Origin of the sequence: Microbacterium sp. Leaf436, from assembly GCF_001424715.1 — a bacterium.
In the GTDB taxonomy this organism is placed as follows: domain Bacteria; phylum Actinomycetota; class Actinomycetes; order Actinomycetales; family Microbacteriaceae; genus Microbacterium.
Map to the genome: position 1 here is coordinate 374,586 of NZ_LMRB01000001.1, position 13,179 is coordinate 387,764.

The 13,179-nt window shown below is 68.8% G+C and carries 14 protein-coding genes; 11 read left to right on the forward strand and 3 right to left on the reverse strand.

The genetic code is table 11. The features are described from left to right. Window positions 1-59: 59 nt before the first annotated feature. The 9 genes from rpsR to dnaB all read left to right on the forward strand — a co-directional run bounded on the left by rpsR (window position 60) and on the right by dnaB (window position 8,546). Window positions 60-314: a 30S ribosomal protein S18 gene (gene rpsR, locus ASG45_RS01690; RefSeq protein WP_055832386.1), complete on the forward strand. Its 255-nt coding sequence runs from the start codon at window positions 60-62 to the stop codon at window positions 312-314. Between the two features lie 10 nt (window positions 315-324). Beyond that, window positions 325-777 (forward strand): 50S ribosomal protein L9, encoded by a 453-nt coding sequence (rplI, locus tag ASG45_RS01695; RefSeq protein ID WP_055832388.1) that lies wholly within the window; start codon window positions 325-327, stop codon window positions 775-777. A gap of 187 nt (window positions 778-964) precedes the next feature. After that, window positions 965-2,335 carry an adenosylhomocysteinase gene (locus ASG45_RS01700; protein WP_055832390.1) on the forward strand — a complete coding sequence of 457 codons (1,371 nt, stop codon included), beginning with the start codon at window positions 965-967 and terminating at the stop codon, window positions 2,333-2,335. Further along, window positions 2,332-3,627, forward strand: a complete 1,296-nt coding sequence (locus ASG45_RS01705) for an amidohydrolase family protein (protein ID WP_055832392.1) — start codon at window positions 2,332-2,334, stop codon at window positions 3,625-3,627. Before ASG45_RS01700 ends, ASG45_RS01705 begins: the two co-directional genes overlap by 4 nt. After that, a complete protein-coding gene (locus tag ASG45_RS01710; protein ID WP_055832394.1) occupies window positions 3,624-4,052 on the forward strand; it encodes a cupin domain-containing protein in 429 nt (142 codons plus the stop codon). Before ASG45_RS01705 ends, ASG45_RS01710 begins: the two co-directional genes overlap by 4 nt. 61 nt (window positions 4,053-4,113) lie before the next feature. Continuing rightward, window positions 4,114-4,980: an ABC transporter substrate-binding protein gene (locus tag ASG45_RS01715; RefSeq protein ID WP_235561541.1), complete on the forward strand. Its 867-nt coding sequence runs from the start codon at window positions 4,114-4,116 to the stop codon at window positions 4,978-4,980. Between the two features lie 5 nt (window positions 4,981-4,985). Further along, the gene (locus ASG45_RS01720; RefSeq protein ID WP_055832397.1) at window positions 4,986-5,852 is read left to right on the forward strand and encodes an amino acid ABC transporter permease; all 867 of its coding nucleotides are present in this window, start codon (window positions 4,986-4,988) and stop codon (window positions 5,850-5,852) included. Then, window positions 5,849-6,592 (forward strand): amino acid ABC transporter ATP-binding protein, encoded by a 744-nt coding sequence (locus ASG45_RS01725; protein ID WP_055832399.1) that lies wholly within the window; start codon window positions 5,849-5,851, stop codon window positions 6,590-6,592. The genes ASG45_RS01720 and ASG45_RS01725 overlap by 4 nt, the downstream gene beginning before the upstream one ends. A gap of 586 nt (window positions 6,593-7,178) precedes the next feature. Then, entirely contained in the window at window positions 7,179-8,546 is a 1,368-nt protein-coding gene (gene dnaB, locus ASG45_RS01730; RefSeq protein WP_055832400.1) for a replicative DNA helicase, read from the forward strand. Window positions 8,547-8,628: 82 nt separating this feature from the next. Here the strand turns inward: dnaB and ASG45_RS01735 are convergent, their stop codons facing one another. Then, window positions 8,629-9,213, reverse strand: coding sequence for a TetR/AcrR family transcriptional regulator (locus ASG45_RS01735; RefSeq protein WP_055832401.1), 585 nt, complete (start codon window positions 9,211-9,213; stop codon window positions 8,629-8,631). 55 nt (window positions 9,214-9,268) lie between these two features. On the opposite strand from ASG45_RS01735, the gene ASG45_RS01740 reads away from it, so the two are divergent. Beyond that, window positions 9,269-10,111, forward strand: coding sequence for an SDR family NAD(P)-dependent oxidoreductase (locus ASG45_RS01740; RefSeq protein WP_235561542.1), 843 nt, complete (start codon window positions 9,269-9,271; stop codon window positions 10,109-10,111). 55 nt (window positions 10,112-10,166) lie between these two features. On the opposite strand, the gene ASG45_RS01745 is transcribed toward ASG45_RS01740, so the two are convergent. Further along, a complete protein-coding gene (locus ASG45_RS01745; RefSeq protein WP_055832404.1) occupies window positions 10,167-11,147 on the reverse strand; it encodes an aldo/keto reductase in 981 nt (326 codons plus the stop codon). Window positions 11,148-11,271: 124 nt separating this feature from the next. Between ASG45_RS01745 and ASG45_RS01750 the strand changes: the two genes are divergently transcribed. Further along, window positions 11,272-12,141: a helix-turn-helix transcriptional regulator gene (locus ASG45_RS01750; RefSeq protein ID WP_055832406.1), complete on the forward strand. Its 870-nt coding sequence runs from the start codon at window positions 11,272-11,274 to the stop codon at window positions 12,139-12,141. Window positions 12,142-12,159: 18 nt separating this feature from the next. Here the strand turns inward: ASG45_RS01750 and ASG45_RS01755 are convergent, their stop codons facing one another. Continuing rightward, window positions 12,160-13,119 carry a helix-turn-helix transcriptional regulator gene (locus tag ASG45_RS01755; RefSeq protein WP_055832408.1) on the reverse strand — a complete coding sequence of 320 codons (960 nt, stop codon included), beginning with the start codon at window positions 13,117-13,119 and terminating at the stop codon, window positions 12,160-12,162. Window positions 13,120-13,179 lie beyond the last annotated feature (60 nt).

Consider the following 13,179-nt stretch of genomic DNA (forward strand, 5'->3'; position numbering starts at 1 on the left):
ATGCCGTCCGCCGGTCCGCGTGACCGAGCAGGCATCCGAACCACACGAAAGAAGGAAGCATGGCTGGAAAGGCCACTGGCGACCGCCGCAAGCCGCGGAAGGGCGCGAAGAACGCAGCCCCCGCGAAGGCGATTCGCGTCGGCGTCATCGATTACAAGGACGTCCCCACCCTCCGCAAGTTCATCTCGGAGCGCGGGAAGATCCGTGCCCGTCGTATCACCGGTGTCTCCGTGCAGGAGCAGCGCCTGATCGCCCGCGCCATCAAGAACGCGCGCGAGATGGCTCTTCTGCCCTACGCCGGCGCTGGCCGCTAAGGAGCACCCGATGGCAAAGCTGATTCTCACGAATGAGGTCACCGGGCTCGGTAGCGCCGGTGACGTTGTCGAGGTCAAGAACGGGTACGCCCGTAACTACCTCATCCCCCAGGGTTTCGCCGTCGCGTGGTCGCGCGGTGGCGAGAAGCAGGTCTCGTCGATCCGTGCCGCTCGCGAGAGCCGCGCGATCCACGATCACGAAGATGCTGTGGCCCTGAAGAACACGCTCGAGTCGAACACCGTCAAGCTGGCCGTCAAGGCCGGTAACGAGGGTCGCCTCTTCGGTTCGGTCAAGACGGGCGACGTCGCCGACGCCGTCAAGGCCGCCGGTCTCGGCGAGCTCGACAAGCGCAAGATCCAGATCACCTCGGCGATCAAGTCGGTCGGCGAGCACGAGGCGACCGTTCGCCTGCGTGACGACGTCACCGCCGTGATCACCCTCCAGGTGGTTGCCGCGAAGTAATTCGCGACGCACGAATAGGCCCCGCTCCTGCTTCGGTAGGGCGGGGCCTTCTCGCGTCCTGCCGCGGGCCCGTCATACGCGACGGCGGGCTCGAACGGCTCCTCTACCGGGACGGCTCCCGGTCCGCGCCAGGGGAGGACCCGTGACCGTCGAGGGGACCGGTGCCGCCGAGCCTAGGCTGAGAGCCGTGACCGACCCCCGCGCACCCGAGCGCATCGTCCGCCGCTTCGCGCGCGCCTCGAACCTCATGATCGCCGGCCGCCCCTTCGCGGTGCGCGGCGAGGGCTCCGCCGACCTGCACGCTCTGCTCGCCCGGCTGGGTGGCATCCCGAGCCCGTCGCCGGCGCCCGGTCGCGTCGAGTTCGATCTGGATGCCGACACCACGACGCTCGACGGAGTGCCCCTTCCCGAGCGCGGCGACGCCGCCGGCCGCATCGCCTTCGCGCGAACCCACATGCCCGTCGCCGCCGCTCTCGCGGAGCGCCTCGACCTGACCGGCCTGCGGGTGGGCGTGGCGATGGTGCTCGAGCCCAAGACCGCTGTGCTGTCGCTACTACTGCGCGAGCGGGGCGCCGAGGTGTCGGTCTACGCGCACCCCGACGAGACCGATGTCGCGGTCGCCGACGAGCTGCGCGCACAGGGCTTCGCCGTGACCGCCGATCCCGCCCTGGCCGGAGCCGAGGAACGGGCCGCCGCCCTCGGCTTTCTGCGGGCGGGCCTCGACGTGCTGCTCGACGACGGTGCGCACCTGGTGCGCCTGGCCCACGAGGACGATCCCGCGCTCGTCGACGGCTGGATCGGTGCGTGCGAAGAGACGACGAGCGGGCTGACGCCGCTGCGCCGGATGCACGACGCCGGAATGCTGCGCTGCGCCGTGATGGCCGTCAACGACGCCCGCACCAAGACGATGTTCGACAACCGCTACGGAACCGGGCAATCGTGCGTATTCGCGATCGCCGATCTTCTGGAGGAGCGGGGGATCGCGCTGACCGACCAGCCCGCGCTGGTGCTCGGCTACGGTCCGGTGGGTCGGGGTGTGGCGGCGCACCTGCGTGCCCTCGGTGCAGAGGTGCGGATCGCCGAGACCGATCCCGTCCGGGCCCTCGAGGCGCGGCACGACGGCTTCGCCACGGGGGCGGCGCGCGAGCTGGCATCCGGAGCCCTGGTGGTGTCGGCGACCGGTGTTCCGGCGACCGTGACCCCCGAGATCGCCACGGGCGCGCGGATCGTCGCCGTCGCCGGGGGAGTGCCGGGCGAGGTGTCCGACGCGGGAGCCGCCCTGCTGCTCGGCGGTGGGGGAGCGGTGAACATCACCGCAGCCGAGGGCAACCCCATCGAGATCATGGACCTGTCCTTCGCCGTGCAGCTCGCCGCCCTCGGCGAACTGCTGTCGCGTCGCCCTGCCCCCGGGGTGCACGCGCTCGACGTCGGCGTCGACGACCTCGTGGCCCGTGCGGCGCTGGCCGTGCGCGGGGCCGACCTCGACGCCCCTCGCGCCCTCGATGCCGACGGCCTCGACGACTGGCGTTCCCCGCGCTACCGGGGCGGTGCCGCATGAACGTCGTGCTGTATTCGGCATCCCTCGTTCTGCCCATCACGGCTCCGCCGATTCCGGGCGGGGCGATCGCCGTGGCGGGCGGGCGCATCCGTCACGTCGGCGACCGGGAATGGGTGCGGCACGAGCTGCGCGCGCGAGGGGTGGCGTTCGACGAGGTGCACTGGCCGGGCGTGCTCACCCCCGGCCTGGTGAACGCCCACTCGCACCTGCAGTACACGGGCATGGCCGAGGTCGGACGCGGCTCCTACGCGGGCTTCGACGACTGGGACGAGGCGTTCACGCCCGTCTACCGCGAGGGTCACGACTGGGCGGCGGATGCCAGAACCGGCGCGCTCGCCATGATCGCCGCGGGGACCACGGCGGTGGCCGACATCGTCACCGACGTCGAGGCGGCCTCGGCGCTGCACGACGCGCGGCTGCACGGCATCACCTACTGGGAGGTGATGAGCTGGACCAACGCGGCGTGGGCCCAACGCGGCCGCGCGGAGGTGGAGGCACGGCTCGACGCGCTGCCCGGTCCTCCCGGTACGGGGCTGTCGCCGCACGCGCCGTACTCGCTCGACGTGGAGCCGCTGCTCGAGATCCCCGACATCGTGCGCGAGCGGGGGAGTCGGCTGCACCTGCACCTGGGCGAGGCGGCGTTCGAACGTGAGCACGGCGAGGCCGTGCCGTGGCAGGTGCATCGGCCCTCGAGCTTCCGGGCGCTGCGCGACGAGGGCTTCGGCACCGGGGCGACGGAGTTCGTCGACGAGCTGGGCGTTCTGGGGCCGGACTGCCACATCGCGCACGGGGTCTACATGACCGCGCGCGACCGGGCGATCCTGCGCGCCCGCGGCACGACGGTGGCGCTCTGCCCGCGCTCCAACGCCGTCATCGGGCTCGACGAGCCGCCCGTGGCCGCCTACCTCGTCGAGGGCAATGCGCTGGCCGTGGGCACCGACTCCCTGGCATCCAGTCCCTCACTCGACCTGCTCGCCGACGTCTCGGCCCTGCATCGCCTGGCGCGGACCCAGGGGTACGTCAACCGCGATCTGTCGGAGTTGCTGCTGCGCGCGGCCACGCTGGGTGGGGCGCACGCGATGGGCCTCGACACCGGACCCGCCCGCACGGGGTACCTCGCCGTGGGCGCCGTCGCCGACCTGGCGTTCTTCAACGTCGCGGTGTCGGACGTCGATGACACCATCGAGCATCTCGCGGTGGACGGCGCGGGTTCCGCGGCCGCCACCTTCATCGACGGCGAGGCCCGGTGGGTCTCGGCCGGCTTCACCCGAGAGACCGGAGTCCTCGCATGACCGATCGCCCCGCCACCGCCGTCCTGCTCGATCTCGAGCCCCACGCCGAGGGCGGCTGGTTCCGCCGCATGTGGACCGGCGGCTACGCGGTCGAGACGCCGGCGGGCGTGCGGCCCGCGGCGACCTGCATCCACTACCTGCTCACCCCGGGCGAAGAGAGCGCGTGGCACGTCGTCACGAGCGACGAGGTGTGGCTCTGGCACGGCCCCGGAACGCTCGAGCTGTCGCTGGGCGGTGACGGCGCCGAGCCGGGGGAGGCGCGCACCGTGACGCTCGGTCCCGACCTCGCCGCGGGCCACGTGCTGCAGCACACCGTGCCCGCCGGGGTATGGCAGTCCGCTCGGCCGGCGGGGGAGTCCGAGGTCGTCGTCAGCTGCCTCGTGTCGCCAGGTTTCAGCTTCGAGGATTGGCGCCTCGCCCCGTGATTTAGGCTGTGCACATCACAGCACTCCGGGGATGACCCCGATACGTCCACGAGGAGACATCGTGACCACTTTCGCACGCCTGCGCCGCGCCGCCGCCCTGACCGCCGTGGCCACCGCCACGGTCGTCTCGCTCACCGCCTGCGCCTTCGCCCCCACGGGCTCCGACGCCGGCGCCGCCCCCGCTTCCGAGGGGGCGCTGCAGACCGTCACCGCCGGCAAGCTCACCATCGCCACGGGCGAGCCGGCGTTCTCGCCGTGGGTCGAGAACGACGACCCCGCGTCGTGCGAGGGCTTCGAGGCCGCCGTCTCGTGCGCCGTCGCCGAGAAGCTCGGCTTCGCGACAAGCGACGTGGTGTGGGTGCGCTCCAACTTCGACAGCGCCATCGCTCCCGGCCCGAAGGACTGGGACATGAACGTGCAGCAGTTCTCGATCACCGACGAGCGCAAAGAGGCCGTCGACTTCTCGTCGCCGTACTACACGACCACGCAGGCCGTCGTGACGACCGGTGCTTCGCCCGTGGCCGGCGCGACGAGCGTCGCCGAGCTCACGAACGTTCCCGTGGGCGTCATGAGCGCCACCACGAGCTACCAGGTGGCCGCCGACCAGCTCGGTACCACGAACCTCAGCGTCTTCAACTCGAACGACGACGCCGTCGCCGCCCTGCAGTCGGGCCAGGTCGACGCGATCGTCGTCGACTTGCCGACCGCGTTCTACCTCGCCGGTGCCGTGCTCGACGACGGTAAGGTCGTCGGCCAGCTGCCCGACTCGTCGGCCGGCGGAGACGAGCTCGCCTACGTGCTGCCCAAGGACTCGGCCCTCACCACCCCGGTCACCGAGGCGGTCGACGCCCTGCGCGCCGACGGCACGCTCGACGAGCTGCAGCAGAAGTGGCTCGGTGGCACGGCCGCCGCGCCCGTGCTCAAGTAACCACGGTGGCCACCCCCGCACCCGGCGGCGTGTGGAGCCCGAGCGAGCTCGAACTCGCCCGGCGCTCCACACGGCGTCAGCAGTCGACCAGGTCGGTGCTGATCGCGCTGATCAGCTCGGTCGTGTTCGTCGTCGTCGTCGGCTGGGCGATCCTGTCGAGTCCCGGCTGGGAAGACGTGCGGCGGAGCTTCTTCAACGTCGACGTCGCGCTGGCGAGCTTCCCGTCGGTGCTCGCGGGGCTGTGGGTCAACATCCAGGTGCTGATCGTCGCGGCCATCTCGGTCGCGATCCTCGGCACCACCCTGGCCGTGCTGCGCTCGCTGCGGGGCCCGGTGTTCTTCCCGCTCCGCGCCCTCGCCACGGTGTACACCGATCTGTTCCGCGGCATTCCGCTGCTGATCGTGCTGTACCTGGTCGGCTTCGGTCTGCCCGCCCTCGGCGTCTTCGGCCGAGTGCCGGTGGTGCTGTGGGGCACGGTGGCCATCGTGCTGACGTACTCGGCCTACATCGCCGAGGTGCTCCGCGCGGGTATGGAGGCCGTGCACCCCTCGCAGCGCGTCGCCGCCCGCTCGCTGGGCCTGACCCACGGCCAGACGCTGCGCATCGTCGTCATTCCCCAGGGCGTGCGCAAGGTCGTCCCCGCCCTCATGAACGACTTCGTGTCGATGCAGAAAGACGTGGGTCTCATCTCGGTGCTGGGGGCGGTGGATGCCGTGCGCGCGGCGCAGATCGCCGCGGCACAGTCGTACAACTTCACGCCCTACATCGTGGCGGCGCTGCTGTTCGTGGCCATGGCCCTACCGATGATCCGGCTCACCGACTACGTCTCGGCGCGACTGGCCCGCCGCGAGCAGATGGGTGGCGTCGTATGAGCGTCCTCGACGTCAAGAACGTGCGCAAGGCCTTCGGTGACCACGTCGTGCTCGACGGCATCGACCTGTCGATCGACCAGCACGAGGTCGTCGTGCTCATCGGCGCCTCGGGGTCGGGCAAGTCGACCCTGCTGCGCACCATCAACCTCATCGAGCGCGTCGACGACGGCCAGATCCTGCTGAACGGCGACGATCTGACCGATCCGACCGTCGATCAAGATGCCGCTCGGGCCCGCATCGGCGTGGTCTTCCAGCACTTCAACCTCTTCCCGCACCTGCGGGTCATCGACAACGTCACCCTCGCGGCGCGCAAGGTGCACCGCGCGAGCAAGAGCGAGGCGTACGCACGCGGGACCGAGCTGCTCGAGCAGTTGGGGTTGGGGGCGAAGGCCCGGGAGTTCCCCGACCGCCTCTCGGGCGGTCAGCAGCAGCGCGTGGCCATCGTGCGCGCGGTCATGACCGACCCCGAGCTGCTGCTGCTCGACGAGATCACCTCGGCGCTCGACCCGCAGCTCGTCGGTGAGGTGCTCGACCTGGTGCGCGTGCTGCGCGATCGCGGGTCGACCATGCTCATGGCGACGCACGAGATGTCGTTCGCCCGCGAGGTGGCCGACCGCATCGTGTTCATGAAGGGCGGACGGATCGTCGAGCAGGGCACTCCGGCTCAGATCCTCGACACTCCACAGCACCCCGACACGATCGCGTTCCTCGAGCGCGAACGTCGCGGCGGGGCGCTCTGACGACGATTAGCTCGACCCCGTGCTCGTGGTCGTCGGGGCGGTCGGCGTGCCCGCAGCGGGGCTCCTGTGACGGTTGAGGCGCGGGTTAACACCGGTTGACCTCGGGGTGTCCGAACGACACGCCGAGGGTCGGCAAAAACTTGACATGGACCCCGCCCGTCAGTACGACTCGACGAAGTTATCCCCCGAGTTGTACACATGTGCGTCCCTAGCGGACAACCTTCAACGCAAACTTCACATCGAATTTCTTCAGGAAACCTGTGGAGAAGTAAAAACCTGATCAGATTGTGTTTCGATGCCTAAAATCCGATCCATCCACCGGGTTATCCACAGCAGTTGTGCACAGACGGGACGGCGTTTCCCGCATCTTCTCCACAGAGTTATCCACAGGCACATTTGCGTGGGACAAGAGGTGCTCTTAACGTGGGGGCAGCCCATCGGGCATCCCCTCACCACCCGCTCGTGTCGATGTCGGACGTCCGTGATCTGATGCTTCCGAGGTCGCCGCGACGTCCCGTCCCCGCAGCCGCACGCGCGCGCGGGGGAACGCCGAGACGGAGGGCGCCCGAGATCAGAAGGAGAGCCCGTGTCGATCGCTGACATCGCCGAAGAGCGTCTCGGAAAAGCCCCGCGTCCCGAGCGCACTCCGCCGCACGACACCCTCGCCGAGCAGAGCGCACTGGGCGGCATGCTGCTGTCGAAAGACGCCGTGGCCGACGTCATCGAGAGCCTGCGCGGCCCCGACTTCTACGTGCCGAAGCACGAGCTGATCTTCGAGGCCATCCTCACCCTGTACTCGCACGGCGAGCCCACCGACGTCGTGGCCGTCACCGACGAGTTGATCAAGACCGGTGAGCTGCAGCGAGCCGGGGGAGCGGACTACCTCCACACCCTCACCTCGATCGTGCCGACCGCCGCCAACGCGGGGTACTACGCCTCGATCGTCGCCGAGCGCGCGCTGCTGCGCCGCCTGGTCGAGGCCGGCACGCGCATCGTGCAGATGGGCTACGCGGGCGAGGGCGATCCGGTCGATCTCGTCAACAGCGCCCAGGCCGAGATCTACAACGTCTCGGGCGACGACAGCGCCGACGACTACATCCCGCTGACGATGGCGGTGGATGCCGCGGTCGAAGAGATCGAGGCCGCCCGCGGTCGCGACGGGTCGATGACCGGCATCCCCACCGGCTTCGCCGGTCTCGACCAACTCACCAACGGTCTGCACCCGGGCCAGATGATCGTGCTCGCCGCGCGCCCCGCCATGGGTAAGTCGACGCTCGCGCTCGACTTCGCCCGCGCCGCCGCGATCAAGTCGAACGCGCCGTGCATCTTCTTCTCGCTCGAAATGGGTCGTTCCGAGATCGCCATGCGCCTCCTCAGCGCTGAGGGTTCGATCCCGCTGCAGAGCATGCGCAAGGGAACGCTCGACTCCCGCGACTGGACCACCGTCGCCTCCACGCGCGGTCGCATCAACGACGCGCCCCTCTACATCGATGACAGCCCCAACATGACGCTGGTCGAGATCCGGGCGAAGTGCCGCCGCCTCAAGCAGCGCGAGGGTCTGAAGATGGTCGTCATCGACTACCTCCAGCTGCTCACCAGCGGTAAGCGCGTCGAGTCGCGTCAGCAGGAGGTCAGTGAGTTCTCACGCGCGCTGAAGCTGATGGCGAAAGAGCTGCAGGTTCCCGTCATCGCCCTGTCGCAGCTGAACCGTGGTGCCGAGCAGCGCGCCGACAAGAAGCCGGCTCTGAGCGACCTGCGTGAGTCGGGCTCGATCGAGCAGGATGCCGACATGGTGGTGCTGCTGCACCGTGAGGCCGCGTACGAGAAGGACTCGCCGCGCGCGGGCGAGGCGGACTTGATCGTGGCGAAGCACCGTAACGGGCCGACGGACACGATCACGGTGGCGTTCCAGGGGCATTATTCGCGGTTCGCGGATATGGCGCCGGGGATGTAGTTCTCTTTTTGTGGATCCCCGCGGAAGACGTCAGATTGCCGCCGTGAATGCCTCGAGGCGACAAGCTCCTGGCGGACGCGGTTCACGACCTTCGGCTAGTCGAGCTCATCTGGTCAGTCGACCTCCACGCCACGCCACGCAACGTGCGGTCGACGTGATCTTCCATCCAACCGTGGTCGAAGGTGCCCCTGCGGAGCAGCCAGCGATGGAGGACTGGACCGAGCAAGAGTTCCGCCGCCGCATCGGGCTCGGTGACTCCGCCACGTTCGAGGCGTTGGGCGACGGCGGACATCTGGGGCTCGAGCAATAGGTCGCGGTACTGGCGGGCAAGGTCAGAGTCCGTCTGAATGGCGGCGGTGACTGTGCGCAACAACGGCTCAGTCGCGGGCGAGGTCAGCTCATGGATTGTCTGCTGCACCAGCAGGAGAAGATCGGACCTCAAGTCGCCGCTATCGGGCACGGCGACAACGCCCTCGGGAGTCTCGCTCCGGGCGAGCAACGCGTCGAACAGGATCGTCGACGTCGACGGCCAGGTTCGGTAAAGAGTTTGTTTGCCCACGCCCGCGCGGGCGGCGATGCCCTCCATCGTGACCTTTGCGATTCCGGCATCACCTACGAGAGCAAGAGCCGCCTCATGCACCCGTGCGCGCGTTCGTGTGCTGGCCATGGTCTGATCATATCCAAAAAGGAACGCTGCGTCTCGTTTTGGATAGAGTGACCGGATGAGCACTCGACAGGTCTGGATGATCACCGGAGCCGGCCGCGGGCTCGGCCGTGCCCTTACTCTCGCTGCGCTGGCGGAGGGGCACACGGTCGTGGCTACCGTGCGCGGCGAACACACCCTCCCCGCTCATGAGCAGTTGCACGTCAGACATCTGGATGTGCGGGATCGGGCGATGGCGACGGCTGTCGTCGAGACAGCGGCGTCGGAGCTCGGGCGCCTGGACGTCCTGGTGAACAACGCCGGCTACGGCCTCATCGGAGCGATCGAAGAAGTGGACGAGAACGAGGCGCGAGATCTCCTCGATACCGACCTTCTCGGGCCGCTCTGGCTGTCGCAGGCTGCGCTTCCGGTCATGCGCCGCCAGGGAGGAGGGCACATCGTCCAGATATCGACGGTCGGAGCCGCCGGCACTATGCCCACGCTGGGTCTCTACAACGCGGCGAAGTGGGGTCTCGAAGGGTGGAGCGAGGCGATGGCGGCCGAAGTCGCCGAGTTCGGTGTCCGCACGACCATCGTCGAGCCCGGAGCTATCGACACCGAATGGGGCGCCGGCAGCATGCATTTTGCGACGCCCGCTCCTGCCTACGACAACCTGCGGGTCCGTCTCTTCGGCACAGCCGAAGTGCCGTGGCCGCCCAGCGGCACGGGCGGTGGAACGTCGTCCACCGCAATCGCGGCCGCCGTCCTATCGCACGTTGCGGACCATAGCGATCGTCGCCTGCGCCTTCTCGTTGGAGAGGACGCTCCCGGGCACGTGCGTGCCGCGCTGGATAGGCGGATCGAGGACTACGACCTCGACCCGCGCTGGCCGTCGGCTGCGACCGATGAGGCAGGTACTTGACCGGTTGCGATCGGGGTCGTTCGTCGTGCCGCCGGGCGGCGCGTGTCAGAAGGGCTCACGTGTCGATCGACACCATGTTCGCCTCGTCGTGGCGGTCGCCCGCGGCCGGCTCCAAGCTCGTCAGACGGGTGATCTGGTCCTCGGTCAGCTCGACCTGATCCGCCGCGGTGTTCTCTTCCATCCGCTCCACGCGGCGGGTGCCGGGGATCGGGGCGATGTCGTCGCCACGGGTGAGGATCCAGGCGAGGGCGGTCTGCGCGGGGGTGGCTCCGATCTCCGCGCCGATCGCGCGGACCTCGTCGACCAGACGGAGGTTGCGTGCGAAGTTCTCGCCGACGAAGCGGGGGTTGGTCTTGCGCCAGTCGTCGTCGGGAATGTCGGCTGCGGAGCGGATCTGCCCGGTGAGCAGGCCGTGCCCGAGCGGCGAATACGGCATGAAGCCGATGCCGAGCTCACGCAGGACCGGCAGGATCTCCGCTTCCACGTCGCGGGTCCACAGCGAGTACTCCGTCTGCAGAGCGGTCACCGGCTGCACGGCGTGTGCGCGGCGGATGGTCTGCACTGACGCTTCAGAAAGACCGAAGTGCAAGACCTTTCCCTCCGCGATCAGATCGGCGACAGCCCCGGCGGTTTCCTCGATGGGCGTGTTCGGGTCGACGCGGTGCTGGTAGTAGAGGTCGATGTGGTCGGTGCCGAGGCGCCGCAGTGACCCCTCCACCGCTGCCTTGATGTTCGCGGGGCTGCTGTCGATCGTGCCGGGGCCACCGCCCGAGTGGGAGACGAGACCGAACTTGGTCGCGATCTTCACCTGGTCACGGCGTCCCTTGATCGCCTGACCGACGATCTCCTCGCTGAGGTACGGCCCATAGATCTCGGCGGTGTCGATGTGGGTGACCCCGAGCTCGAGTGCGCGGTGGATCGTGCGGATCGACTCGTCGTTGTCGAGCCCTCCGCCGGTCGTATAGGTGCCGGCCATGGTCATCGCGCCGAGGCCGATGCGGGAGACGTCGAGATCTCCGAGGTGTGCGTTCTTCATGGTGTTCCCCTGTCGTGGTGATCGGTTCGAGTCAACGCTCCTGTTCCCGAGTTAGCGTGGCCCTGGTTACGGGTGCACTGACAGGGACCCTCTCCCCGCTCGGAATCGGCGTACTTTCGATGAGATGGACACCGCCGCCGCGATCACCGAGTTCCTCACCACGAGGCGCGCGAAACTGACGCCTGCACACGTCGGCCTTCCGGATTTCGGTGGGCGTCGGCGGGTGCCCGGGCTGCGCCGGGAAGAAGTCGCACTCATGGCGGGGATGAGCGCGGAGTACTACAAGCGCCTCGAGCGGGGGAACGCGACGGGCGTGTCCGAAGCGGTGATCGATGGGGTCAGCCGAGCGCTGCAGCTCGACGAGGCGGAGCATGCGCACCTCAACGACTTGATCCGTTCGGCCAACGCCGGCGCTCGACCGCCGCAGCGGCGCAACGTGTCTCGCAAGTCGCAGGTCACCGAGGGTTTGCAGCAGACCATCGATGCGATGTCGACGGTGCCCGTCTACGTTCAGAACGGGCGCCTCGACGCTGTCGCCACGAACCGACTCGGTCGTGCGCTGTTCTCGGAGATGCTCGACGGCGCCCAGCAGCCCGCGAATGCTGCCCGTTTCATGTTCCTCGAGTCGCGCGCGCAAACGTTCTACCGGGAGTGGGAGGCGCAGACCCGCCAGATCGTCGCGGTCCTCCGCGCCGAGGCGGGCCGCTCGCCTTATGACCGGCAGCTCAGTGACCTCGTCGGGGAGCTGTCCACCCGGAGCGACCTGTTCCGGAAACTCTGGGGTGCCCACGACGTGCGCGAGCATCGCACCGGACTCAAATCCGTTCACCACCCCGTGGTCGGCGACCTCGACCTGACATTCCAGGCCATGGATCTGGCATCCGACCGTGGCCTGCAGATGATCGTCTTCTCTGCCGAACCCGGATCGACCACTCACGAGCGGATGCAACTCTTGGCCAACTGGGCCGAAACCCGCACGCCCCTCCCGCACTGATCTCTAGGGCATTCGAACTCAGTCGTGATGCCGCGAGGGGGTCGTTGGCTTTCCGGTTCTCTTCGCTGAAGCAGGGGACAGCCGCTCGGACGCCGCCGTCGGCGAATGACGTGGTCTGGTGGACGGTGCGGCATCGTTCGTCGCTTGCCAACTGGCGAGCAGTCGGAACCGCTCCTCGCTCTCCGAACCGGTCTGTGGAACGTAGACGAGGAACGTGAGTCCCGGATGCTGGACGAACTGCATGTCTTCGTAGCTGAGCTCCAGCGCTCCGACGACGGGGTGGGTGAAGTGCTTCGTCCCGGCGCCGTGTTGCCGCACGTCGTGGGCACCCCATCTGACGCGGAACTCGTCGCTGCGGGTGGAGAGTTCACCGACGAGATCCTGCAGGGCGCGGTCGTAGGGGTCGCGGCCGGCCTCGGTGCGGAGGATGCCGACCGTGATGTCTGCCGCCTTCTCCCAGTTCGGGTGGAAGTCGCGGGCGCGAGGGTCGAGGAAGGTGTACCGGGCCAGGTTCCCGTCGCCCGGTGACTCGAACACCTCTGTCTGCAGGGCGCGTCCGAGGGCGTTGACGGCGAGGATGTCCATCCGGCCGTTGCGCACCATCGCGGCGCCGCCCGTGATCGCGTCGAGCATCAGCTCCATGCCGGAGCGGATGGATGCCGGGGTGCCCGGCTTGCGGCGCGATCTCGGCGGCGTCTGTCCAGCCGCTCGGGCCAGATCGAACAGGTGCTCGCGTTCGGCGTCGTCGAGCTGCAGGGCCTGCGCGATCGCGTGCAGGACGGATTCGGACGCGCCGGCGATCTGCCCGCGTTCGATCTTGGAGTAGTACTCGATGCTCACGCCGGCGAGCGTGGCGACCTCGTTGCGGCGCAGGCCCGGCACCCGCCGGTTGCCGCCACCGGGGATCCCCACGTCGTCCGGGATGAGTTTCGCGCGACGAGAGGTGAGGAACTCCCGCACCTCTGCCCTGTTGTCCATGAGTTCGACGTTACGCGCGGGCCTGCGCGCCGTGGAATGCCCTGTCAGTACACGTCACAC

Coding starts and splice junctions, on each gene's coding strand:
- ASG45_RS01705 (WP_055832392.1), top strand. CDS start 2,332: ATGAACGTCGTGCTGTATTCGGCATCCCTCGTTCTGCCCATCACGGCT.
- ASG45_RS01740 (WP_235561542.1), top strand. CDS start 9,269: ATGAGCACTCGACAGGTCTGGATGATCACCGGAGCCGGCCGCGGGCTC.
- ASG45_RS01725 (WP_055832399.1), top strand. CDS start 5,849: ATGAGCGTCCTCGACGTCAAGAACGTGCGCAAGGCCTTCGGTGACCAC.
- ASG45_RS01745 (WP_055832404.1), bottom strand. CDS start 11,147: ATGAAGAACGCACACCTCGGAGATCTCGACGTCTCCCGCATCGGCCTC.
- ASG45_RS01750 (WP_055832406.1), top strand. CDS start 11,272: ATGGACACCGCCGCCGCGATCACCGAGTTCCTCACCACGAGGCGCGCG.
- rpsR (WP_055832386.1), top strand. CDS start 60: ATGGCTGGAAAGGCCACTGGCGACCGCCGCAAGCCGCGGAAGGGCGCG.
- ASG45_RS01735 (WP_055832401.1), bottom strand. CDS start 9,213: ATGGCCAGCACACGAACGCGCGCACGGGTGCATGAGGCGGCTCTTGCT.
- ASG45_RS01710 (WP_055832394.1), top strand. CDS start 3,624: ATGACCGATCGCCCCGCCACCGCCGTCCTGCTCGATCTCGAGCCCCAC.
- ASG45_RS01755 (WP_055832408.1), bottom strand. CDS start 13,119: ATGGACAACAGGGCAGAGGTGCGGGAGTTCCTCACCTCTCGTCGCGCG.
- rplI (WP_055832388.1), top strand. CDS start 325: ATGGCAAAGCTGATTCTCACGAATGAGGTCACCGGGCTCGGTAGCGCC.